The sequence below is a fragment of the Pseudomonas sp. LFS074 genome, from assembly GCF_047978165.1.
Taxonomy (GTDB): domain Bacteria; phylum Pseudomonadota; class Gammaproteobacteria; order Pseudomonadales; family Pseudomonadaceae; genus Aquipseudomonas; species Aquipseudomonas putida_P.
The window spans coordinates 536,870-559,268 of the sequence record NZ_JBFPFV010000001.1 but is presented as its reverse complement, the minus strand read 5'-3'; the positions used below and the strand labels follow the sequence as shown (position 1 = coordinate 559,268).

The window sequence follows — 22,399 nt, the reverse complement described above, 5'->3', positions numbered from 1 at the left end:
TTGAATTCAGTGCCTGGCCTGCTGTTGGGCCAGGGTGCTGTCGGCGCGGATGTGACGCTGGTCGGCCACCCTCCGGGTCAGGCCGATGCGGTCGAAGTACTCCAGAATCTGCACACTGCGCTTGCGACCGATGCCCAACATATCGCGAAACGCGGCAACCTGCACTATTGGCGTTTCGCGGGCCTGCCCCAGCAGCAGCTCTGCCATGCGCTGTAACGTCGCCTCTGGGTAGAACAGGTCACGCACCACCTGATGCACCAAGCCCAGCCGAGCCAACTTGCGCAGCAACAGGCGCACATCGGCTTCGGCGCAACTCTCCTCACTCGCCAGCGTCCGGACCCAGGGTGGATCGTATTGCCCTGCCAGCAACCTGGGCTGCAAACGTGCCCACAATGCACTGTCGGCTTCGCTCAACTGCACCTTGTGATCGGGCAGATGCAGCCAGGGCCCGCTGCTGGCCAGGGCGCCGTTTTCGAGCAATTCATCCAGCAGGCTGACGAACGCCGGCCGTTCCAGGGGCAAGGCTACGAAGCGGCGCAGGCGGTCACGGTCCGGGCCGAGCTGGTCGGGCTCTTGCTCATGGAAACGCGCCAGTTGCGCCAGCACCTGCTGCTTGAGCGCCTGCCATTGGGCGTTGGCGAACAACAGTTGGCCCTGCCGCGTAGCCACCACCAGTACATCCTTCGGCAAATGCCAGGTTTCGCGCAGGCGATTGAACTGCCGCTCTAGTCGCTGTGGGTCGATACCGGCCGGGGCGCTGGCGAGCAGCGCTGGCAGCGCCTGCTCCAGATCCACGGCATCACGCAGCACCTGCAACTGCCGTAGGCGCTCATCGGTGCGGCGTTGGCGGCTGGGGGCGAACGGGTCGAGCACCTTGCCGCCGCCCAGTGTGCGCTGGGCACGTTGGTCGCGCAGCACCAGGCGGTCGCCGTGCACCGCTTGCAGCGGCGCATTCAGCAGCAACTGGGCAAACGTGCGTTGGCCGGCCGCCAGGCTTTGGCCTTCAAGCAAGGCGACCCTGGCGGTTACATCCTGGGTGCCAAGGTGCACATGCACGGCGCTGAAGTGTTCGAAGGTATGCGTTTCGCCCGGCAACAGGTTCAGCTCGATATCCACCCTTACACTGGGTGCGTGCAACCATTCGGGTACCAGCCAGTCGCCCCGGTGCACCTGCTCCACGGTCAGGCGCTCGGCAGCGATGTTCAGCGCCACCCGCTGACCCGCCTCAGCCACCAGCGCGGCCTGGTTCTGTGCATGCAGGCCACGCACGCGCACCGGCTTGCCGGCCTTACCCAGCAACAACGTATCACCAGCACTGACCCGCCCGGCCAGTGCCGTGCCGGTGACCACCACACCGGCGCCGGTAACCGCAAAGGCACGGTCGACGGCCAAGCGAAAGCCACCGCGCGCACTCCGTTGTCGCACACCTGCTTCGGCTTCCAGCAGCGCCTGACGTAGCGCTTCGATGCCTTCCCCGCTGATGCTCGACAATGGGAACTGCCGCGCCCCGGCATACGGCCCAGGCGCCAGCAGTTCACTAACTTGTATCTGCACCTCGGCCAGGCGCGACGGCTCGACCCGGTCGCACTTGCTGATCGCCACCAGGGCCTGGGAAATGCCCAGCAGTTCGATGATCGCCAGGTGCTCACGGGTCTGCGGCATGACCCCATCGTCGGCAGCCACGACCAACAGCACCAAGTCGATGCCATGGGCGCCGGCCAGCATGTTGTGGATAAAACGCTCGTGGCCCGGCACATCGATGAAGCCGGTCAACGGCGCGCCTTCACTCAACGCCGCGTAGCGATAACCAAGGTCGATGGTCATGCCACGGGCGCGCTCTTCCTGGCGTTGGTCACCGGCCTGGCCGGTCAACGCCTGCAGCAGCGCGGTCTTGCCGTGATCAATGTGGCCGGCTGTACCAACGATCACTGCACCGGCCCCAACTGCAGGGCTGGCAATTGAGCGAGCCACTGGGCTTCGTCATCCAGTTGGCGCAGGTCCAGCCAGAGGGCATCGTCGTCGAGGCGGCCCAACACCGGCACCGGGAGGTCGCGCAGGGCTCGCTCCAGCACATGCAGGCTGCGCCCGCGCAACTTCTTCGACACCTGCGGGCGCAGACACAGTGCAGCGCTGGGCAAGCGCGCCACCGGCTGGCTGCCACTGCCGATCATGCCCAAAGCAGGCGCTACGCTGACGGCCCATTGCTCGCCGAGGTGCGCCTTGACTTCAGGCGCCAGACGCTCGGCTTGGGCTTGGATCTCGGCCTGGCTACGGGTCAGCAGACGCAGGCTGGGCAGGCGCTCGGCCAAGCGGTCAGGGTTGCGGTACAGCGCTAGGACCGCTTCGAGTGCGGCGAGGGTGATCTTGTCGACGCGCAGCGCACGCTTGAGCGGGTTTTTCTTGATCCTGGCGATCAAGTCCTTGCGGCCGACAATGATCCCGGCTTGCGGCCCGCCCAACAGTTTGTCGCCACTGAAGGTGACGATATCGGCGCCGTCGGCCAAGGCCTGGCGTACGGTCGGCTCGGCGGGCAGGCCCCAGCGGGTAAGGTCGAGCAAGCTGCCGCTGCCCAAGTCTTCAAGCAGCGGTAGGTCACGTTGGTGGGCGATGCTCGCCAGCTCGGCCGTGGGCACCTGGGTGGTGAAGCCCTGGATGCTGTAGTTGCTGCAATGCACGCGCATCAGCAAGCCGGTACGTGGGCCGATGGCGGCCTCGTAGTCGCGGGCGTGGGTGCGGTTGGTAGTGCCGATCTCGTGCAGCTTCACGCCGGCACGGGCCATGATGTCGGGGATGCGGAAGGCGCCGCCGATCTCGATCAGCTCGCCACGAGAGATGATGCCCTCCTTGCGCGCGCCCAGGCTGTTGAGCGCCAGTAGCACGGCGGCGGCATTGTTGTTGACCACGGTGACGGCCTCGGCGCCGGTCAACTCACGGATCAAACCCTCGATCAAATCGTCACGGTCGCCGCGCTTACCGGTAGCCAGGTCAAATTCCAGGTTGAGTGGATAGCGGGCGGCAGTCTGCATGGCCTCGATGGCCGCTTCAGGCAACAGGGCGCGACCGAGGTTGGTGTGCAGCACAGTACCGGTGAGGTTGAACACGCGGCGGACCTGGCTGCGTTGCTGAGCGGCAAGGCGTTCGCCCGTGCGGCCCAGGAGGATTTCGGGGGCCAGTTCGGCGGGGGTGAGCTCACCGTTGCGGACAAGGTTGCGCAGGTCGTCGAGCAATTGCCGCAGGGTGGCCAGGACGCCTTCGCGACCGTGGCGGTCGATCAGCGGAAGGCAGGCCTGGTGGCGCAGGAGGGTATCGATTGAAGGCAGGCGTGGGGTGTCGCTGGCGAGGCTGGAAGACATGCGGTACTACCTTGGCTAATCCGGTGTCTGTACTGGCCTCTTCGCGGACCGGCCGCGAAAAGGGCAACTCGAAACGTCAGTGTAGACACTTACCCTCTACCCAGGTGCGAGCATCAAGTTGGGTGCCAGGCGATGAAAACCCTCCTCGTCCAGGCGCATATCCAGCGCCAGGCTGGCCAGGTCGTCGGCCAGCGGCTCGGCCGCCGCATCGTTCTCCAGGTAGTTCTGTTTCAGGTAGCTTTCGCACCCTGGGCAGCATTCGGCGCGCAGCGGCGCCTTGCCCGGGGCATGGCGGTCATCCTCGAGGCTGGTGTAGCGCAAGTCCTTGCTCGACTCGCAGTACACACATTTAACCCGCACCACATGCCATTCACAGGCACACAGCGAACACGCCAGGTAACGCAAGCCATTGTGCTTGCCACGGTTGCGCACCACCCCGGCCATCGCCGGCGAACCACAGGCCGGGCACTGGGCCAGGCTGCCGGCAGGTTTGAGCTCAGGCGTCGGCAACGCCAGCAACCAACTGGACCAGGCCGCCTGAAGCGCAGCCCCGAGGAACGGCACCAATGCTGCCGGCACCGCGTCGTACTGGCCAGCTAGCAAAGCGATGCCCCAGCCCTTGCGTTGGTCGTCATCACTGCCGCGCAGTACCTGCAGCGCCTCACCCAGCGGGCCGCTGGTTTCGCCGCTCAATGGCTGTAGCAAGGCCTGCAACCAGACCAACCAAGGCCCCTCACGCACCAGGCTGTCAGCCGCCAGCGGCGGCAATCCATGACTTATGCACAGGCGCTGACGCTCCTCGGCCACCGGCATGCCGCCGGGCGGGTTATCCACAAGCTGTTGCTGGATGCGGCACAACCGTGCGACCAGTTTCAGGTAGTCGCCAAGGGCGTTGCCCTCGACCAGGTGCTCAAGTCGCAAGGCGCGCAGCTCGAACAGATTGGCGGGGGGCAGGTGCAGAAACGGCGGCGTCACCGCCGACGCTTCGATCTGCCCGGGTTCAAGTATCGTGCTCAAGCGCTCATCCTTCTTTTCGTCCGTGATTGCCCGGCGTCTTGTCGCCGGTCACGTCGCGGTACCACAACTCATGGTGCTTGCGTGCCCAGGCGCGGCTGACCCAGCCATGTAGCATGGCGCCGATCGAGCCCTTGATCCAGATACCGGCGTAGATGTGCACGATGATGCTGAGGATCAGCACAAACGCCGCCAGCGCATGCAGCAGCGCAGACAGGCGAATGGCATCGATGCCGAACCAATGGCTGAAATAGGCGCGCCAGATCACCACACCACTGACCAGCAGCACCAGCATGCACACCAGCAGGGTCCAGAACAGCAGCTTCTGCCCGGCGTTGTATTTGCCGATCGGCGGCACGCCATCTTCACGATTGACCATCACCCGATCGATGCGGCGCAGCCACAAGCGATCGTTGGCGGTGATGATATTAGCCCGCCAGAAACGAATCACCAAGCCGAGGAAAAACACGAACATCGCCACCCCCATGAACGGGTGCAGGATGCGTGTCCACGGCCCGCCGCCGAACAGGTGGCTAAGCCAGAACAGCGCCGGATGGAACAGCGCCAGCCCGGAAAGCCCGGCCATGAAGAACAGGATGGCGACGATCCAGTGGTTGGTCCGCTCGTTGGCGTTGTAGCGCAGGATGGGTTTGTTGTCGCTCATGGCCGCTGCTCCCCTTGCCCACCGGGCTGCTTCGGATCGTAGACATGCACCGCCGGGTCCACCTGGTGGACGCTGTCATCGGGCGCCGTGGGGTGCTCATCGTCCTCTACCCGCTGTGGCCCGACCCGTACGTAATGGAAGAACCCGGCCAGCACCGCCGCGCCCATCGCCAGCAGCGCCAACGGCTTGGTGAAGCCCTTCCACAGGCCCACCAGCGGGCTGATCACCGGCTGGTCCGGCAGGCCGGCGTACAGCTTCGGCGTGTCGGCATGGTGCAGCACGTACATCACGTGGGTACCACCGACCCCGTCAGGGTCGTATAACCCGGCCTTGTCGTAACCCCGTGACTTCAGGTCGACGATGCGCTCGGCAGCGTGCACCTTCATCTCGTCCTTGCTGCCGAACACGATCGCCCCAGTCGGGCAGGTTTTCACGCAAGCCGGCTCCAGGCCCACGGTCACGCGGTCGGAACACAGGGTGCACTTGTATGCTTTGTGGTCCTTCTGCGAAATGCGCGGGATGTTGAACGGGCAGCCGGTGATGCAGTAGCCGCAGCCGATGCAGTGATCCTGGTTGAAGTCGACGATACCGTTGGCGTGCTTGATGATCGCCCCTGGGCTCGGGCAGGCCTTCAGGCATCCTGGGTCGGCGCAGTGCATGCAGCCATCCTTGCGGATCAGCCACTCCAGGTTGCCGTCGTCGCGCTCGTGCTCGGTAAAGCGCATCAGCGTCCAGGTCTCGGCAGTGAGGTCCTGGGGGTTGTCGTAGGTGCCGTGGTTGTGGCCCACCTCGTCGCGCAGTTCGTTCCACTCCGAGCACGCCACCTGGCAGGCCTTGCAGCCGATGCACTTGGTGGTGTCGATCAGCTTGGCGACCTCCTGCTGCTGGCGTACCGAGGACGGCACGGTGGTGGTGGCCGAGCGGGCGATGATGTCTTGGCTGGCCATCAGAGTTTCTCCACTTTGACGAGGAACGACTTGGACTCTGGGGTCTGCGTATTGCCATCACCGAGGAACGGCACCAGGGTGTTGGTCAGGTAGCCATGCCGGGTAGCGCCGGTGAACCCCCAGTGCAGCGGGATGCCGATCTGGTGCACGGTCTGGTTGTTGACCTGCAGCGGACGAATCCGCTTGGTCACCACCGCCACCGCGTCGATATGCCCACGCTTGCTCGACACCCGCACTCGGTCGCCAGCCTTGATGCCTTTCTCGTTGGCCAGCACCTCGCCGATCTCGACGAATTGCTCGGGTTGGGCAATGGCGTTGAGCCGGCAGTGCTTGCTCCAGAAGTGGAAGTGCTCGGTCAGCCGGTACGTGGTCGCCGCATAGGGAAACTCGTCGTGCGTGCCGAGGGTGTCCCACACCGAGTCGAAAATGCGCCCGGCCGGGTTGCTGGTGGCCTTCTTGTTCTGCGGGTGCAGCGGGTTGATGCCGATTGGCGTTTCAAATGGCTCGTAGTGCTCGGGGAACGGGCCTTCGGCCATCTTGTCGATGGCGAAGAAACGCGCCACACCTTCGGGGTTCATGATGAACGGGTTCATGCCCGCCTCGGGCGGCGAATCGACCTTGAAGTCCGGCACGTCGGTGCCGGTCCAGGCCTTGCCGTTCCACCACACCAGGCGCTTTTTCTCCGGGTCCCACGGTTTGCCTTGCGGGTCGCTGGAGGCACGGTTGTAGAGGATGCGGCGGTTGGCCGGCCAGGCCCAGGCCCAGTTCTGCACCTGGTGCATGCCGTATGGGTCGCTGTTGTCGCGACGGGCCATCTGGTTGCCCTGCTCGGTCCAACAGCCAGCAAAGATCCAGCAACCGGATGCCGTGCTGCCGTCGTCCTTCATCTGGGCAAAGCCCGACAGCTGCTGGCCGGCCTTGAGCGTGGCGCCGGTAGTGTCGGTAAGGTCGGTGACCGCCCAGCCGTTCATTTCCTTGGCCAGTTCCTCTGGAGACGGCTCGTCAGGAATCTTGTACGGCCAGCTGATGTTCATCATCGCGTCTGGGTAGGCGCCGCCTTCAGCCTGGTAGCGTTGGCGCAGGCGCAGGAACAACTCGCTCATGATCTGCACATCGGTACGGGTCTCGCCCGGCCCGTCGGCGCCCTTCCAGTGCCACTGCAGCCAACGGCTGCTGTTGACCAGCGAGCCGTCTTCCTCGGCGAAGCAAGTGGTGGGCAGGCGTATCACTTCGGTCTGGATGTTGGCCGTGTCGACATTCAGAACATATCGATGAGCCCCGCCGAGACCGCCTTGACGACCGCCTGCACCTTGTTGGTCGCGCCAAGCTTCACGAGGACGTTGTTGACGTGAAAAGTCACCGTCCGCTCCGCGATGCCGAGGATCTGACCGATCTCGCATGCCGTCTTGCCTTCGGCGGTCCAGCACAGCACTTCGCGTTCCCGCGCCGTCAGCACGACGCTTGCCGCTGGCGCGAGCTTCGGCACCATGAAGCCGCTCATCAGCGAATGTGACAGGTTCGCGAGCCAGTGGGTCTGCAGCGTGAGCATGTCGATTTCGGCAGGCGTGAGGCGATCCGCATGGCGCGCGATGCTCAGCAGGCCGAACGCGCCGCGCGCGGCCCAGCTCGACTGCGCGATGCCGACCGACAACCCGGCCTCGCGCGCATCTTCCCACAACGGGCATGGCGCGACCTCGTCGACGTCCGGCCAGACGATCATGTTGGTGGTGAGCGCACCGTCGCGGACCGTCGAATCGATCTTGATGTAGTCCTGCGCCTGATAGTGCGCCATCCAGCCGTCCGGATAGGTGTCGAAGATCGCGACGGCCGATTTCGACACGGGCAGCGGCACCCGGATTCCGTAACAGCAGTATTCGAAGCCCAGGCGCTTCGAATACGCGGCGATCCGCTGGAAGAGCTGCTGCTCGTTCTCCGCGGCGCTGAATTGATGGTAGGCGTCCTGCCAGCGCAGCTCCATCGTTAAACGGCCCGGCGTTGCGCCAGAACTCCGAGGTCTCGGTGGCCAGCGGGTCCATGATCACCAGCCACTTGAGCTTGCCCAGCGCCGCCGTGACGCGGTTCTTGTCCGGCAGCGCGGCGATTGGGTTGAAACCCTGGCACATGTAACCGTTGACCTTGCCCTGGCCCATCATCTCGAACATGCGCAGCACGTCGTAGGCCGGTACGTCGAGCTTCGGCAGCCAGTCATAGCCCCAGTTGTTTTCCGCCGTGGCGTTGGCACCGTACCAGGCCTTCATCAGGCTGACGTGGAACTTGCCGTAGTTCTGCCAGTACGACAGCTGCCCAGGACGCAGCGGCTTGGAAGCGCGTTTGTCGATATAGGTGGCGTAATCCTGCTCGGCATCGCCGGCCAAGGTCAGGTAACCCGGCAGCGAGTTGGACAGCAGGCCGAGGTCGGTCAGGCCCTGGATGTTGGAGTGCCCCCGCAGGGCGTTGACCCCGCCACCCGGCATGCCGACGTTGCCCAACAGCAACTGGACCATGGCTGCACTGCGGATGATTTGCGCACCGATCGAGTGTTGCGTCCAGCCCAGTGCATAGAGAATCGTCATGGTCTTGCCCGGTGCCGAGCATGTGGCGATCTCTTCCCAGACCTTCATCATGGCGTCCTGCGGCATGCCACAGGTCATGCTCGCCAGTTCCGGGGTATAGCGGCTGTAATGCTGCTTCATCAGCTGGAACACGCAGCGCGGGTGCTGCAGGGTCGGGTCGACCTTGGCATAGCCGTCCTCACCCAGCTCATAACCCCAGCCGGACTTGTCGGCGTACACACGCTTGGCTTCGTCGTAGCCGCTGAACAGCCCATCCTCGAAGCCATAGTTCTCTTTGACGATGAACGACACGTCGGTGTAGTTGCGCACGTACTCGTGCTGGATCTTGTCGGTGCTCAGCAGGTAGTTGATCAGCCCGCCCATGAAGGCGATGTCGGTACCGGTGCGAATTGGCGCGTAGTAGTCCGCGACCGAAGCGGTACGGGTAAACCGCGGGTCGACCACGATCAGCCGCGCCTTGTTGTGCGCCTTGGCCTCGGTCACCCACTTGAAGCCGCACGGATGCGCTTCTGCTGCGTTGCCACCCATCACCAGGACCAGATTCGCGTTGGCGATATCGGACCAGTGGTTGGTCATGGCGCCACGGCCGTACGTCGGGGCAAGACTTGCCACCGTCGGGCCATGTCAGACACGTGCCTGGTTATCGAACCCCAGCATGCCTGTTGCGCGGACGACCTTGTGGGTCAGGTAACCAGCCTCGCTGGAGGCAGCGGAGGCAGCCAGAAAACCGGTGGTTAGCCAACGGTTGACGGTTTGCCCCTGGGCGTTTTTCTCGATGAAGTTGGCGTCGCGGTCCTGCTTCATCAGGTCGGCGACGCGGTCGAGCGCCTCGTCCCAGCTCACCCGCACCCACTCCTTGCTGCCCGGCTTGCGTACCTCGGGGTACTGCAGGCGGCTCGGGCTGTGGATAAAGTCCAGCAGGCCGGCGCCTTTCGGGCACAGGGTGCCACGGTTGACCGGGTGGTCGGCGTCACCTTCGATATGGATGATGTTCTGTTTGACGTTCTTGCCTGCATCGCCCTGGCTGTACAGGATCAGGCCGCAGCCGACCGAGCAGTAGGGGCAGGTGTTACGCGCTTCTTTGGTGTGCGCCAGCTTGAAGTGACGCACCTGCTCGGCGAAGGCCGGCGTCGGGGCCATGCCCAACGCCGCCAGGCTCGAGCCTCCAAGGCCGACAGCGGCGACCTTGAAGAATTGCCGACGGTTGAGGTCCATCGTGCACTCCTGATCAGGTGGTGGACGCGCGGAACATGGCCGGCGCCTCTTGGTAGTCACGGTGGCGGTTTTGACGGCCGCCAATAGATAAGACTAGTCAAGAATCGAGAAGGTGCGATGACTTGAGTCAGGAGTTAAGGCACCTGCCTCAGCGTTTTTTGTGTCTGTGAAATCGAGCGGCGTTCGAGCGGCGCCCGATTTCATAGCGGTGCCGATGCTGCGACAAGCAACGTGTGGCATTCACCTTTCTATTGGCATGCCCCGAAAGCAATAAAAAACCCAGGGCAACTGCCCTGGGTTTCTGGTCTTGCTAGACGCCTGACTGTTCTGATCAGAACGGAATATCGTCATCGAAGCTGTCGAAGTCAGCGGCCGGCTGCGGTGCAGGCTGCTGTGGCGCTGGGCGCTGAGGGGCCTGTTGCGGGCGCTGGGCCTGCTGACGAGGCGGAGCCTGGTTGTACTGCTGCTGTTGGCCGCCACCGTAGTTGCCACCCCCCTGGTTGTAGGGGTCACCGCCCTGCTGCTGGCCCTGCGGACGACCGCCAAGCAGCTGCATGGTGCCGTTGATGTCGACGATGATCTCGGTGGTGTAGCGCTTGATACCGTCTTTTTCCCACTCGCGGGTCTGCAGCTTGCCCTCGATGTAGCACTGCGAACCTTTGCGCAGGTACTCGCCGGCGATTTCGGCAACCTTGCCGAACAACGACACACGGTGCCACTCGGTACGCTCGACCTTCTGGCCCGACTGCTTGTCGGTCCACTGCTCGCTGGTAGCCAGGCTCAGGTTGGTCACGGCGTTACCGTTGGGCAGGTAGCGGACTTCGGGATCCTGGCCACAGGTGCCGACCAGAATGACTTTGTTAACCCCACGGGCCATAACGTTCTCCTAGGCTTCGCACGCCGAAGAGGCTGGATTCACCAGTCGCTCGAGGGTCGCACGGTCCAAAATTTTCGTATCCAGTTTGATATAGATGGCGGCCTCTTCTGCCACCACCACAGCGTCGGTCACACCCGGCACGGCCATCAGGCGCTCGGTCAGGCCGGCTTCACGGACTGCTTCGGGCGTCAGCGGCATACGCAGGCTGGTCACATACGGCGGCTCGTTCATGCGCAAGGCGACGATCAGCCAGATGGCACACAGCACCGCGCAACCAAGGAACACCGTGTCCAGCCCACCGTGCTGGAACAACCAGCCACCGAGGATTCCGCCCAGTGCCGCACCGAGGAACTGGCTGGTGGAATACACCCCCATCGCCGTCCCCTTGCCACCGGCAGGCGACACCTTGCTCACCAGCGAAGGCAACGAAGCCTCCAACAGGTTGAATGCGGTAAAGAATACCACGGTGCCAATCACCAGTCCGCGCAAACCGTCAGCCCACTCCCAGAAGTATATCTCTGTCAGCAGCAGGACACTGACCGCGCCAGCCAACACGCGTTTCATCTTGCGCTTTTTTTCGCCGTAGATGATGAACGGGACCATTGCAAAAAATGAGATGAACAGCGCGGTCAGGTACACCCACCAATGCTCTTCCTTGGGCAGGCCGCCACGCTCGACGAAGGCCAGCGGCAGCGCGACGAAGCTGGCCATGAGGATGGCGTGCAGGATGAAGATGCCCACGTCCAGGCGCAGAAGGTCCGGGTGGCGCAGGGTTGGGCCGAGTGCCTTGCGGGCCACACCCGACTCGCGGTGCTGCAGGATGCTGTGGGTGTTGGGCACGACGAACGCGATCAGCGCTATGCCAACCAGGGCAAGCCCTGCCGTGGCGAAGAACAAACCTGACAAACCAAAGGCACTTGTCAGCAAGGGGCCGACGACCATGGCGACAGCGAACGACAAGCCGATGCTCATGCCAATCATGGCCATGGCCTTGGTCCGGTGTTGTTCGCGGGTGAGGTCGGACAGCAACGCCATGACTGCGGCAGAAATCGCCCCGGCGCCCTGCAGGATGCGCCCGGCAATCACGCCCCAGATGGAGTCGGCCTGGGCTGCCAGCACACTGCCGAGGGCGAAGATCACCAACCCCAGGTAAATCACTGGACGACGGCCAATGCGGTCGGAAATCATCCCGAATGGAATCTGCAGTACCGCCTGAGTCAGGCCATAGGCACCAATGGCCAGGCCGATCAGCGCAGGTGTGGCGCCGGCCAGGTCCATGCCGTAGGTGGCCAGTACCGGCAAGACCATGAACATGCCCAGCATACGAAAGGCAAAGACCAGGGCAAGGCCGCCAGCGGCGCGGGTTTCGCCGCCACTCATGCGCTCGTTGTGGGTGTCGTGCATGGATTAACCTCGTGTGAACCGGCGGCGATTCTATCAGTCCGACAGCTTGACGGCATCTACGCGACGCTTTGCCGCGTCATACTGGCGCGCCGTATACTTCCTTGTTTATGCCCGCCGAGCGAGGCCGCAGTGGACAAGATCCTGATTCGTGGGGCACGTACCCACAACCTGAAGAACATCGACCTGACCCTGCCCCGGGACAAGCTGATCGTGATCACCGGCCTGTCCGGTTCCGGCAAGTCGTCCCTGGCGTTCGATACCTTGTACGCCGAAGGCCAACGCCGCTACGTCGAATCGCTGTCGGCCTACGCCCGGCAGTTCCTGTCGATGATGGAAAAGCCCGACGTCGACACCATCGAAGGCCTGTCGCCGGCGATTTCCATCGAGCAGAAGTCGACCTCGCACAACCCGCGCTCCACGGTCGGCACCATTACCGAAATCTACGACTACCTGCGCCTGCTGTACGCCCGAGTCGGCACCCCCCGCTGCCCGGACCACGACATCCCGCTGGAGGCGCAAACGATCAGCCAGATGGTCGACCTGGTGCTGGAGCGCCCGGAAGGCAGCAAGTTGATGCTGCTGGCACCGGTAGTGCGCGAACGCAAGGGCGAGCATCTGGCGGTGTTCGACGAACTGCGGGCCCAGGGCTTCGTGCGGGCCCGGGTCAACGGCAAGCTCTACGAGCTCGATGAGCTGCCCAAGCTGGACAAGCAGAAAAAGCACAGCATCGATGTGGTGGTGGACCGCTTCAAGGTCCGCGCCGACCTGCAGCAGCGCCTGGCGGAGTCGTTCGAGACCGCCTTGAAGCTGGCGGACGGCATCGCTCTGGTGGCGCCGATGGACGACGAGCAAGGCGAAGAAATGATCTTCTCCGCGCGCTTCGCATGCCCGGTGTGCGGCCACGCGATCAGCGAGCTGGAGCCGAAGCTGTTTTCCTTCAACAACCCGGCCGGTGCCTGCCCGACCTGCGATGGCCTGGGGGTAAAACAGTTCTTCGACACCAAGCGCCTGGTCAATGCCGAACTCACCCTTGCCGAAGGCGCGATCCGCGGCTGGGACCGGCGTAACGTGTACTACTTCCAGATGCTCGGCTCGCTGGCCGCACATTATGGCTTCAGCCTCGAAGAGCCATTCGGCGAATTGTCGGCCGAACACCAGAAGGTGATTCTGCAGGGCAGTGGCAAGCAGAGTGTCGACTTCAAGTACCTCAACGACCGTGGCGATATCGTCAAGCGCTCACACCCGTTCGAAGGCATTGTGCCAAACCTGGAGCGCCGCTACCGCGAAACCGAATCGGCCACCGTGCGTGAAGAACTGGCCAAGTTCCTCGGCACGCAACCTTGCCCAGATTGCCGAGGTACACGCCTGCGCCGCGAGGCACGCCATGTATGGGTGGGCGAAAAGACCCTGCCAGCCGTCACCAACCTGCCGATCGGTGAAGCCAGCAACTACTTTGGCGAGCTGACCCTGACCGGACGCCGTGGCGAAATCGCGGCGAAGATCCTCAAGGAGATCTGCGAGCGCCTGCAGTTTCTGGTCAATGTCGGCCTCGACTACCTGACCCTGGACCGTAGCGCTGACACCCTGTCAGGTGGTGAAGCACAACGTATCCGCCTGGCTAGCCAGATCGGCGCGGGCTTGGTGGGGGTGATGTACATTCTTGATGAACCGTCCATCGGCCTTCATCAACGCGATAACGACCGCTTGCTGGCCACCCTCAACCACTTGCGCGACCTGGGTAACACGGTGATCGTGGTGGAACACGACGAGGACGCCATTCGCCTGGCCGACTACGTCGTCGACATCGGCCCAGGTGCCGGTGTGCACGGTGGGCAGATCGTCGCGGAGGGCTCGCCACAGGAGGTCATGGACCATCCCGATTCGTTGACGGGCAAGTACCTGTCCGGGCGCAAGAAGATCGCCGTACCGGCCAAGCGCACGCCGCGCAACAAGAAACTGCAGCTCAAGCTCAAGGGCGCGCGAGGCAACAACCTGCAGAACGTCGACCTGGAAATCCCGGTGGGCCTGATGACCTGCGTGACCGGGGTGTCCGGGTCGGGCAAATCGACGCTGATCAACAACACCCTGTTCCCCTTGGCCGCCACCGCCCTCAATGGCGCAAGCAGCCTGGAAGCCGCACCGCATGGCAGCATGGACGGCCTGCAACACCTGGACAAAGTGGTGGACATCGACCAGAGCCCGATCGGCCGCACCCCGCGTTCCAACCCGGCGACCTACACCGGTATCTTCACGCCGATCCGCGAGCTGTTCTCAGGGGTGCCGGAATCGCGTTCACGTGGTTATGGCCCAGGGCGCTTCTCGTTCAACGTCAAAGGCGGCCGTTGCGAGGCCTGTCAGGGCGATGGCCTGATCAAGGTGGAAATGCACTTCCTGCCGGACATCTACGTGCCGTGCGACGTGTGCAAGAGCAAGCGCTACAACCGAGAAACGCTGGAGATCAAGTACAAGGGCAAGAACATCCACGAGGTGCTGGAAATGACCATCGAGGATGCCCGCGAGTTCTTCGATGCGGTACCGGCGCTGGCGCGCAAGCTGCAAACGCTGATGGATGTGGGCTTGTCGTACATCAAGCTGGGGCAGTCGGCAACCACGCTGTCCGGTGGTGAAGCGCAGCGGGTGAAGCTGTCACGCGAGCTGTCCAAGCGCGATACCGGCAAGACCCTGTACATCCTCGACGAGCCGACCACGGGCCTGCACTTCGCCGACATCCAGCAGTTGTTGGACGTGTTGCATCGCCTGCGCGACCACGGCAATACCGTGGTGGTGATCGAGCATAACCTGGATGTGATCAAGACCGCCGACTGGCTGGTGGACCTGGGGCCCGAGGGTGGCTCCAAGGGTGGGCAGATCATTGCCTGCGGCACGCCGGAAGAGCTGAGCGAGATGAAACAGTCGTACACCGGCCATTACCTGAAACCGCTGCTGGAGCGGGACCGAGCCTGACTGCCGCCGATGCAATGAAAAAGCCCCTGGTACCGTTGGTGCCAGGGGCTTTTTCTTGAGTCTGTGGATAACTTACATCTGCGACTGCAGGTAGTTTTCCAGGCCGATGGCCTTGATCAGGCCCTGCTGCTTCTCCAGCCAGTAGGTGTGATCTTCTTCGGTATCGGCCAACTGTGCACGCAGGATGTCACGGCTGATGTAGTCCTTGTGCAGTTCACACAGCTCGATACCTTTGCAAAGCGCGCCGCGCACCTTGTACTCGAGCTTGAGGTCAGCCTCGATCATTTCCGGTACGGTGCTGCCGACTTCCAGATCGTCCGCACGCATGTCGGGGGTGCCTTCAAGCATGAGGATGCGACGCATCAGAGCATCGGCGTGCTGGGTCTCTTCTTCCATTTCGTGGTTGATGCGCTCGTAGAGCTTGGACAGGCCCCAGTCTTCGTACATGCGCGAATGAATGAAGTACTGGTCGCGTGCCGCCAGTTCGCCCTTCAGCAGCGTGACGAGGTAGTTGATTACGTCCGGGTGGCCTTGCATCGCCCTGATTCTCCATGTGAAAACGACTATGCCACATAGTGTGAACCAGCTTTTGCCTGCGGTCACTGAAAAACGCGCAATTAGACGCAAAAAATCGGTTAAACAGTAGTGATATTCATTGAAAAACCGCCCAAATGAGGGCGGTTCTGCTTATCACTTAGAGTTAGGCGAGATGGACGCCCAACGCCTTGGCAATCCCTTCGCCATAGGCCGGATCGGCCTTGAAGAAGTACTGCAACTGACGCTGAATCACGTCCTCGCTGACACCCACCATGGTACCGGCGATGTTGCTGATCAACAGGGCTTTCTGCTCAGCGTTCATCAAGCGGAACAGCGCGCCGGCGTGGCTGAAGTAGTCGGTGTCCTCACGGTGATCGTACCGGTCCGCCGAACCGTTCAAGGCCAGCGCTGGCTCGGCATGGCGTGGCGACTGCTTCGGCGCATCAGCGTGGCTATTGGGCTCGTAGTTTGGTGCACTGCCGTAGCTGCCAGTGGCCATGGAACCGTCGCGCTGGTAGCTATTAACCGGGCAGCGAGGCGCATTCACCGGCAACTGCTGGTGGTTGGTGCCCACGCGGTAACGGTGCGCGTCGGCGTAGGCGAATACACGGCCCTGCAACATCCGGTCCGGCGACAGGCCGACCCCTGGCACCATATTGCTGGGCCCGAACGCTGCTTGCTCGACTTCCGCGAAGTAGTTGAGCGGGTTACGGTTGAGCTCCAGCACGCCCACCTCGATCAGCGGGTAGTCCCTCTGCGACCAAGTCTTGGTCACGTCGAAGGGGTTCTCGTCGCGACTCGCAGCCTCGGCTTCGCTCATCACCTGGATACAAACCGTCCAACGCGGGTAGTCGCCACGCTCGATCGCTTCGAACAGGTCGCGCTGGGCGTAGTCCGGGTCAGTACCCGCCAGGCGCGCTGCTTCTGCCGGAGCGAGGTTCTTGATGCCTTGTTGGGTCTTGAAGTGCCACTTCGCCCAAGTACGCTCACCCTTGGCATTGGTCAGGCTGTAGGTGTGGCTGCCAAAGCCGTGCATGTGGCGATAGCCATCCGGGATACCACGGTCGGAAAACAGTATGGTGACCTGGTGCAGCGCCTCAGGGGAGTGGGACCAGAAGTCCCACATCATCTGGGCATTCTTCAGGTTGGACTGCGGGTGGCGCTTCTGGGTGTGGATAAAGTCCGGGAACTTCAGCGGGTCGCGAATGAAGAACACGGGCGTGTTGTTGCCAACGATGTCCCAGTTGCCTTCTTCGGTGTAGAACTTGACCGCGAAACCACGCGGGTCGCGCTCGGTATCCGCAGAGCCACGCTCGCCACCGACAGTGGAGAAGCGCAGGAAGGTCTCGGTCTGTTTGCCGATCTGTTCAAACAGCTTGGCGCTGGTATAGCCGGTAATGTCGCGGGTAACAGTAAAGGTGCCATAGGCGCCCGAGCCCTTGGCGTGCACACGGCGCTCAGGAATGTTCTCGCGGTTGAAGTGGGCGAGTTTCTCGATCAGGTGAAAGTCGTCGAGCAACAATGGGCCACGCGGGCCGGCGGAGCGGGAGTTCTGGTTATCGGCTACTGGCGCACCGCTGGCGGTAGTAAGAATCTTGCTCATGGGCTCTCCTTATCGGTCTTCAAGCGCCGGCTAATCGGCTTGGAGAGAGTATTGACGAGCAAGGTTACAGGGACAAATTCATTACATGACTTGAATCAATAGAAATAAACAATGTACGTAGAAACAAAAAACCGGGCACTAGGCCCGGTTCTTTGTAGCAGACAGAACGTCTTACTCAGCAGCTTCTACAGCACCGCCGACCGGACGATCAACCAGCTCGACGTACGCCATAGGCGCGTTGTCGCCAGCGCGGAAACCGCACTTCAGGATGCGCAGGTAGCCGCCCTGACGGGTGGCGTAACGCTTGCCCAGGTCGTTGAACAGTTTGCCAACAGCGGACTTCGAACGGGTACGATCGAAGGCCAGACGACGGTTAGCAACGCTGTCTTCCTTGGCCAGGGTGATCAGCGGCTCGGCAACGCGGCGCAGTTCCTTGGCTTTCGGCAGGGTGGTTTTGATCAGCTCGTGCTCGATCAGCGACACTGCCATGTTCTGGAACATAGCCTTGCGGTGAGAGCTGGTACGGCTCAGGTGACGTCCACTTTTACGATGACGCATGATTCATTCCTTACCAAACACTACGTTCGGTGATTACGACGATCAGGCGGTCGCCTTGTCGTCTTTCTTAAGACTTGCAGGCGGCCAGTTGTCGAGGCGCATGCCGAGAGACAGACCACGAGAGGCCAGCACGTCCTTGATTTCAGTCAGGGACTTCTTGCCCAGGTTAGGAGTCTTCAACAGCTCTACTTCGGTACGCTGAATCAGGTCGCCGATGTAGTAGATGTTCTCCGCCTTGAGGCAGTTGGCCGAACGTACAGTCAGTTCCAGGTCGTCAACCGGACGCAGCAGGATCGGATCGATCTCGTCTTCCTGCTCGACTACGACAGGCTCGCTGTCACCTTTGAGGTCGACGAACGCGGCCAACTGCTGTTGCAGGATGGTCGCAGCGCGGCGGATAGCCTCTTCAGGATCCAGGGTGCCGTTGGTTTCCAGATCAATGACCAGTTTGTCCAGGTTGGTACGCTGTTCAACACGGGCGTTTTCGACCACATAGGCGATACGACGCACCGGGCTGAACGAAGCGTCCAACTGCAGACGGCCAATGCTACGGCTTTCGTCTTCGTCGGTTTGACGGGAGTCGGCCGGCTCGTAACCACGACCACGAGCTACGGTGAGCTTCATGTTCAGGGCGCCATTCGACGCCAGGTTCGCGATTACGTGATCGGGGTTGACGATCTCGACATCGTGATCCAGCTGAATATCGGCAGCGGTAACCACCCCCGAACCCTTTTTCGACAAGGTCAGCGTAACTTCGTCACGACCGTGCAGTTTGATAGCCAGGCCTTTCAGGTTCAACAGGATTTCAATTACGTCTTCCTGAACACCTTCGATCGCGGAGTACTCGTGGAGTACGCCATCGATCTCGGCCTCGACTACTGCACAGCCAGGCATAGAGGACAACAGGATGCGGCGCAGCGCGTTGCCCAGGGTGTGGCCAAAGCCACGCTCGAGAGGCTCGAGCGTGATCTTGGCGCGGGTCGGACTGACTACCTGCACATCAATGTGGCGGGGAGTCAGGAACTCATTTACCGAAATCTGCATGGATGCACCTATTTTCTAGCCCTTACTTGGAGTAGAGCTCGACAATCAGGTTTTCGTTGATGTCGGCAGACAGGTCGCTGCGAGCAGGAACGTTCTTGAAAACGCCCGACTTTTTAGCAGCATCCACGTCAACCCACTCAACGCGGCCACGCTGGGCGCACAGTTCAAGGGCTTGAACAATGCGCAGCTGGGCCAGCGACTTCTCGCGGACCGCGACCACGTCACCCGGACGAACTTGGTAGGATGGAATGTTTACAGTCTTACCGTTGACGCTGATCGCTTTGTGCGAAACCAGCTGACGCGACTCGGAACGAGTCGAGCCGAAGCCCATACGGTAAACGACGTTATCCAGACGGCACTCGAGCAGTTGCAGCAGGTTCTCACCGGTTGCGCCTTTTTTCGAGGCAGCAGCTTGGTAGTAACCGCGGAACTGACGCTCCAGAACACCGTAGATACGACGGACTTTTTGTTTCTCACGCAGCTGGGTGCCGTAGTCGGACTGACGGCCACGGCGCTGGCCGTGGATACCTGGGGCTGCTTCGATGTTGCACTTCGATTCCAGAGCGCGAACGCCGCTCTTCAGGAACAGATCGGTGCCTTCACGACGAGACAGTTTGCATTTTGGACCAATGTAACGTGCCATTCTTCTGTCTCCTGATTACACGCGACGCTTCTTCGGCGGACGGCACCCGTTATGCGGGATAGGCGTCACGTCGGTGATGCTGGCGATCTTGTAGCCGCAGCTGTTCAATGCACGAACGGCGGACTCACGACCTGGACCTGGACCCTTGACGTTAACGTCGAGGTTCTTCAGACCGTATTCCAGCGCAGCTTGACCAGCACGCTCAGCAGCGATCTGAGCTGCGAACGGGGTGGATTTGCGCGAACCACGGAAACCCGAACCACCGGAGGTCGCCCAGGACAAAGCATTGCCCTGACGGTCGGTGATGGTCACGATGGTGTTGTTGAAAGACGCATGGATGTGGGCGATGCCATCAACCACTGTCTTTTTGATTTTCTTACGAGGACGAGCAGCAGGTTTTGCCATGTCTATATTCCTGGGCGATTACTTGCGGATCGGCTTACGCGGGCCCTTACGGGTGCGTGCGTTGGTCTTGGTGCGCTGACCGCGAACCGGCAGACCTTTACGATGACGCAGGCCGCGGTAGCAACCCAGGTCCATCAAGCGCTTGATCTTCATGTTGATGTCACGACGCAGGTCACCTTCGGTGGTGAACTTCGCAACTTCGCCACGCAGGGTTTCGATTTGCTCGTCGCTCAGATCCTTGATCTTAGCGGCTGGATTTACACCAGCGTCTGCACAGATCTTCTGTGCAGTTGTGCGACCGACACCATAGATGTAGGTCAGCGAGATAACAGTATGCTTGTTATCTGGAATGTTGACGCCTGCAATACGGGCCATTCAGTGGGACTCCAATTGACAGCTACCTACGCCCCGGAAGCCAAGAAATAGGGCGCGAGATAATATCGCTGTAGAAACGAATAATCAACCCAGCAGCACACTAGCTGCTGGGTTTGAAGCGCAGATCACACTCAGCCTTGGCGCTGTTTGTGACGCGGTTCCGCGCTGCAGATCACTCGTACGACGCCTTCGCGACGGATGATCTTGCAGTTACGGCACAGCTTTTTCACCGATGCACGAACTTTCATTACCGACTCCTCGAACCTTAGGGGCGTATCAGCGCAGCAGACCGCTGCCACCGTAGCCTTTCAGGTTGGCTTTCTTCATCAGGGATTCGTACTGGTGCGAAACGAGGTGCGATTGTACTTGGGACATGAAGTCCATCACAACCACTACCACAATCAGCAACGAGGTCCCGCCAAGGTAGAACGGCACATTTGCTGCCACCACCAGGAACTGGGGCAGAAGGCAGACGGCCATCATGTAAAGAGCACCGAACATGGTCAAACGGGTCAGAACGCCATCAATGTAGCGCGCCGACTGCTCACCAGGACGGATACCCGGAATAAAGGCACCGGACTTCTTCAGGTTTTCCGCTACGTCTTTCGGATTGAACATCAATGCTGTGTAGAAGAAGCAGAAGAAAATGATCCCTGCACTAAACAGCAGAATGTTCAACGGCTGACCAGGAGCGATCGACTGCGAGATGTCCTGCAGCCAGCCCATACCTTCGGACTGACCGAACCAGGCACCCAGCGAAGCCGGGAACAGCAAAATGCTGCTCGCGAAAATGGCCGGGATAACCCCCGCCATGTTCACCTTCAACGGCAAGTGGCTGGTCTGCGCAGCGAAGACCTTGCGGCCCTGCTGACGCTTGGCGTAGTGAACGGCGATACGACGCTGACCACGCTCAATGAACACCACGAAACCGATAATCGCTACTGCCAGCAAACCGATAGCGACCAAGGCGAAAATGTTGATATCGCCTGTGCGTGCAGACTCGAAAGACTGCCCGATTGCTCTCGGAAGACCGGCAACGATACCTGCGAAGATCAACATCGAGATACCGTTGCCCACACCGCGCTCGGTGATCTGCTCGCCCAGCCACATCATGAACATCGCGCCTGCCACGAAGGTGGAGACGGCGACGACATGGAAGCCCAGGCCCACAGAAAACGCCACGCCCTGGTTGGCCAGGCCAATGGACATGCCAATGGCTTGAACCAGTGCCAGGATAACGGTGCCGTAGCGGGTGTACTGGCTGATCTTGCGACGGCCAGCTTCACCTTCCTTCTTCAACTGCTCCAGTTGCGGGCTGACCGCGGTCATCAGCTGCATGATGATCGATGCCGAAATGTACGGCATGATCCCCAGTGCAAAGATGCTCATGCGCTCGAGCGCGCCACCGGAAAACATGTTGAACAAGCTAAGAATGGTCCCCTCATTCTGCCGAAACAGATCCGCCAGACGGTCCGGATTGATGCCGGGAACCGGGATATGCGCACCTATCCGATAGACGATGATCGCCATGAACAGAAAGCGCAGACGAGCCCAGAGTTCCGACATCCCGCCCTTACCGAGCGAAGAGAGAGCACCTTGCTTAGCCATTTATTCCTCGAATTTGCCGCCAGCTGCTTCGATAGCCGCACGCGCACCCTTGGTGGCTGCGATGCCCTTGATGGTGACTGCGCGAGTAACTTCGCCAGACAGCATGATTTTCACACGCTGAATGTGCTGGTTGATCACGTTGGCATCCTTCAGGGATTGCACGGAGATCACGTCGCCTTCCACTTTGGCCAGCTCGGACAGACGCACTTCTGCGCGGTCCATGGCTTTCAGGGAAACGAAGCCGAACTTCGGCAGACGACGGTGCAGCGGCTGTTGACCGCCTTCGAAGCCAGGAGCGATCGAACCACCCGAACGGGAAGTCTGACCTTTGTGGCCACGGCCGCCGGTCTTACCCAGACCGCTACCGATACCACGACCTGGACGATGCTTCTCGCGACGGGAACCCGGCGCTGGACTCAGATCATTGAGTTTCATCGATTAGCCCTCGACCTTCAGCATGTAGTAAGCCTTGTTGATCATCCCGCGGTTCTCGGGAGTATCCTGGACTTCTACAGTGTGACCGATACGACGCAGACCCAGGCCTTTAACGCACAACTTGTGGTTAGGCAGACGGCCCGAGACGCTCTTGATCAGCGTTACTTTTACGGTTGCCAT

General features: G+C 61.4%; 21 protein-coding genes and 1 pseudogene. 1 reads left to right on the top strand and 21 read right to left on the bottom strand.

The window, feature by feature from the left end; genetic code table 11:
• Positions 1-6 precede the first annotated feature (6 nt).
• From selB to ACNQP3_RS02515, 10 genes and pseudogenes are all read right to left on the bottom strand, one after another.
• Complete coding sequence (gene selB, locus ACNQP3_RS02560; protein ID WP_264316761.1) at positions 7-1,929, bottom strand: selenocysteine-specific translation elongation factor; 1,923 nt, start codon at positions 1,927-1,929, stop codon at positions 7-9.
• On the bottom strand, positions 1,926-3,353 hold the full coding sequence (gene selA, locus ACNQP3_RS02555; protein ID WP_060515228.1) for an L-seryl-tRNA(Sec) selenium transferase: 1,428 nt from the start codon (positions 3,351-3,353) through the stop codon (positions 1,926-1,928). The genes selB and selA overlap by 4 nt, the downstream gene beginning before the upstream one ends.
• A gap of 96 nt (positions 3,354-3,449) precedes the next feature.
• Positions 3,450-4,370: a formate dehydrogenase accessory protein FdhE gene (gene fdhE / locus ACNQP3_RS02550; RefSeq protein WP_264316760.1), complete on the bottom strand. Its 921-nt coding sequence runs from the start codon at positions 4,368-4,370 to the stop codon at positions 3,450-3,452.
• A 4-nt stretch (positions 4,371-4,374) separates the two neighbouring features.
• Positions 4,375-5,031: a formate dehydrogenase subunit gamma gene (locus tag ACNQP3_RS02545; protein ID WP_264316759.1), complete on the bottom strand. Its 657-nt coding sequence runs from the start codon at positions 5,029-5,031 to the stop codon at positions 4,375-4,377.
• On the bottom strand, positions 5,028-5,978 hold the full coding sequence (gene fdxH, locus ACNQP3_RS02540) for a formate dehydrogenase subunit beta (RefSeq protein ID WP_012270260.1): 951 nt from the start codon (positions 5,976-5,978) through the stop codon (positions 5,028-5,030). The genes ACNQP3_RS02545 and fdxH overlap by 4 nt, the downstream gene beginning before the upstream one ends.
• On the bottom strand, positions 5,978-6,514 hold the full coding sequence (locus tag ACNQP3_RS02535) for a molybdopterin dinucleotide binding domain-containing protein (RefSeq protein WP_416470112.1): 537 nt from the start codon (positions 6,512-6,514) through the stop codon (positions 5,978-5,980). Before ACNQP3_RS02535 ends, fdxH begins: the two co-directional genes overlap by 1 nt.
• A 722-nt stretch (positions 6,515-7,236) precedes the next feature.
• On the bottom strand, positions 7,237-7,956 hold the full coding sequence (locus tag ACNQP3_RS02530; protein WP_243567400.1) for an autoinducer binding domain-containing protein: 720 nt from the start codon (positions 7,954-7,956) through the stop codon (positions 7,237-7,239).
• Positions 7,955-9,766, bottom strand: a pseudogene (gene fdnG / locus ACNQP3_RS02525) (formate dehydrogenase-N subunit alpha); the annotation flags it as partial. The gene ACNQP3_RS02530 and the pseudogene fdnG, both read right to left, overlap by 2 nt.
• Before the next feature lie 331 nt (positions 9,767-10,097).
• A complete protein-coding gene (locus ACNQP3_RS02520; protein ID WP_003255446.1) occupies positions 10,098-10,643 on the bottom strand; it encodes a single-stranded DNA-binding protein in 546 nt (181 codons plus the stop codon).
• A gap of 9 nt (positions 10,644-10,652) precedes the next feature.
• Positions 10,653-12,047, bottom strand: coding sequence for an MFS transporter (locus ACNQP3_RS02515; RefSeq protein ID WP_012270241.1), 1,395 nt, complete (start codon positions 12,045-12,047; stop codon positions 10,653-10,655).
• 129 nt (positions 12,048-12,176) lie between these two features.
• On the opposite strand from ACNQP3_RS02515, the gene uvrA reads away from it, so the two are divergent.
• Complete coding sequence (gene uvrA / locus ACNQP3_RS02510; RefSeq protein WP_012270240.1) at positions 12,177-15,011, top strand: excinuclease ABC subunit UvrA; 2,835 nt, start codon at positions 12,177-12,179, stop codon at positions 15,009-15,011.
• A gap of 72 nt (positions 15,012-15,083) precedes the next feature.
• Here the strand turns inward: uvrA and bfr are convergent, their stop codons facing one another.
• The 11 genes from bfr to rpmD all read right to left on the bottom strand — a co-directional run bounded on the left by bfr (position 15,084) and on the right by rpmD (position 22,399).
• Complete coding sequence (bfr, locus tag ACNQP3_RS02505; protein ID WP_003257116.1) at positions 15,084-15,548, bottom strand: bacterioferritin; 465 nt, start codon at positions 15,546-15,548, stop codon at positions 15,084-15,086.
• A gap of 163 nt (positions 15,549-15,711) precedes the next feature.
• Positions 15,712-17,151 carry a catalase gene (locus tag ACNQP3_RS02500; RefSeq protein WP_264316758.1) on the bottom strand — a complete coding sequence of 480 codons (1,440 nt, stop codon included), beginning with the start codon at positions 17,149-17,151 and terminating at the stop codon, positions 15,712-15,714.
• Positions 17,152-17,322: 171 nt separating this feature from the next.
• Positions 17,323-17,709, bottom strand: coding sequence for a 50S ribosomal protein L17 (gene rplQ / locus ACNQP3_RS02495; RefSeq protein ID WP_003255451.1), 387 nt, complete (start codon positions 17,707-17,709; stop codon positions 17,323-17,325).
• Positions 17,710-17,751: 42 nt separating this feature from the next.
• A complete protein-coding gene (locus tag ACNQP3_RS02490) occupies positions 17,752-18,753 on the bottom strand; it encodes a DNA-directed RNA polymerase subunit alpha (RefSeq protein ID WP_003255452.1) in 1,002 nt (333 codons plus the stop codon).
• A gap of 22 nt (positions 18,754-18,775) precedes the next feature.
• Complete coding sequence (gene rpsD / locus ACNQP3_RS02485) at positions 18,776-19,396, bottom strand: 30S ribosomal protein S4 (protein ID WP_012270238.1); 621 nt, start codon at positions 19,394-19,396, stop codon at positions 18,776-18,778.
• A gap of 15 nt (positions 19,397-19,411) precedes the next feature.
• Positions 19,412-19,801: a 30S ribosomal protein S11 gene (rpsK, locus tag ACNQP3_RS02480; protein ID WP_012270237.1), complete on the bottom strand. Its 390-nt coding sequence runs from the start codon at positions 19,799-19,801 to the stop codon at positions 19,412-19,414.
• Positions 19,802-19,819: 18 nt separating this feature from the next.
• A complete protein-coding gene (gene rpsM, locus ACNQP3_RS02475; protein ID WP_003255457.1) occupies positions 19,820-20,176 on the bottom strand; it encodes a 30S ribosomal protein S13 in 357 nt (118 codons plus the stop codon).
• 131 nt (positions 20,177-20,307) lie between these two features.
• Positions 20,308-20,424 (bottom strand): 50S ribosomal protein L36, encoded by a 117-nt coding sequence (gene rpmJ / locus ACNQP3_RS02470; RefSeq protein ID WP_002555468.1) that lies wholly within the window; start codon positions 20,422-20,424, stop codon positions 20,308-20,310.
• Positions 20,425-20,452: 28 nt separating this feature from the next.
• Entirely contained in the window at positions 20,453-21,784 is a 1,332-nt protein-coding gene (gene secY / locus ACNQP3_RS02465; protein ID WP_003257108.1) for a preprotein translocase subunit SecY, read from the bottom strand.
• Positions 21,785-22,219, bottom strand: coding sequence for a 50S ribosomal protein L15 (rplO, locus tag ACNQP3_RS02460; protein ID WP_003255461.1), 435 nt, complete (start codon positions 22,217-22,219; stop codon positions 21,785-21,787).
• Positions 22,220-22,222: 3 nt separating this feature from the next.
• Positions 22,223-22,399, bottom strand: a complete 177-nt coding sequence (rpmD, locus tag ACNQP3_RS02455) for a 50S ribosomal protein L30 (RefSeq protein WP_003255463.1) — start codon at positions 22,397-22,399, stop codon at positions 22,223-22,225.

Bases quoted from the DNA above. Each gene is read 5' to 3' on its own strand.
- ACNQP3_RS02515 (WP_012270241.1), bottom strand. From the start codon at position 12,047: ATGCACGACACCCACAACGAGCGCATGAGTGGCGGCGAAACCCGCGCC.
- ACNQP3_RS02520 (WP_003255446.1), bottom strand. From the start codon at position 10,643: ATGGCCCGTGGGGTTAACAAAGTCATTCTGGTCGGCACCTGTGGCCAG.
- fdxH (WP_012270260.1), bottom strand. From the start codon at position 5,978: ATGGCCAGCCAAGACATCATCGCCCGCTCGGCCACCACCACCGTGCCG.
- rpmD (WP_003255463.1), bottom strand. From the start codon at position 22,399: ATGGCAACCGTAAAAGTAACGCTGATCAAGAGCGTCTCGGGCCGTCTG.
- ACNQP3_RS02490 (WP_003255452.1), bottom strand. From the start codon at position 18,753: ATGCAGATTTCGGTAAATGAGTTCCTGACTCCCCGCCACATTGATGTG.
- rplO (WP_003255461.1), bottom strand. From the start codon at position 22,219: ATGAAACTCAATGATCTGAGTCCAGCGCCGGGTTCCCGTCGCGAGAAG.
- rpmJ (WP_002555468.1), bottom strand. From the start codon at position 20,424: ATGAAAGTTCGTGCATCGGTGAAAAAGCTGTGCCGTAACTGCAAGATC.
- bfr (WP_003257116.1), bottom strand. From the start codon at position 15,548: ATGCAAGGCCACCCGGACGTAATCAACTACCTCGTCACGCTGCTGAAG.
- secY (WP_003257108.1), bottom strand. From the start codon at position 21,784: ATGGCTAAGCAAGGTGCTCTCTCTTCGCTCGGTAAGGGCGGGATGTCG.
- selA (WP_060515228.1), bottom strand. From the start codon at position 3,353: ATGTCTTCCAGCCTCGCCAGCGACACCCCACGCCTGCCTTCAATCGAT.
- rplQ (WP_003255451.1), bottom strand. From the start codon at position 17,709: ATGCGTCATCGTAAAAGTGGACGTCACCTGAGCCGTACCAGCTCTCAC.
- rpsD (WP_012270238.1), bottom strand. From the start codon at position 19,396: ATGGCACGTTACATTGGTCCAAAATGCAAACTGTCTCGTCGTGAAGGC.
- rpsK (WP_012270237.1), bottom strand. From the start codon at position 19,801: ATGGCAAAACCTGCTGCTCGTCCTCGTAAGAAAATCAAAAAGACAGTG.
- ACNQP3_RS02545 (WP_264316759.1), bottom strand. From the start codon at position 5,031: ATGAGCGACAACAAACCCATCCTGCGCTACAACGCCAACGAGCGGACC.
- ACNQP3_RS02535 (WP_416470112.1), bottom strand. From the start codon at position 6,514: ATGGCCGAAGGCCCGTTCCCCGAGCACTACGAGCCATTTGAAACGCCA.
- ACNQP3_RS02500 (WP_264316758.1), bottom strand. From the start codon at position 17,151: ATGAGCAAGATTCTTACTACCGCCAGCGGTGCGCCAGTAGCCGATAAC.
- rpsM (WP_003255457.1), bottom strand. From the start codon at position 20,176: ATGGCCCGTATTGCAGGCGTCAACATTCCAGATAACAAGCATACTGTT.
- ACNQP3_RS02530 (WP_243567400.1), bottom strand. From the start codon at position 7,956: ATGGAGCTGCGCTGGCAGGACGCCTACCATCAATTCAGCGCCGCGGAG.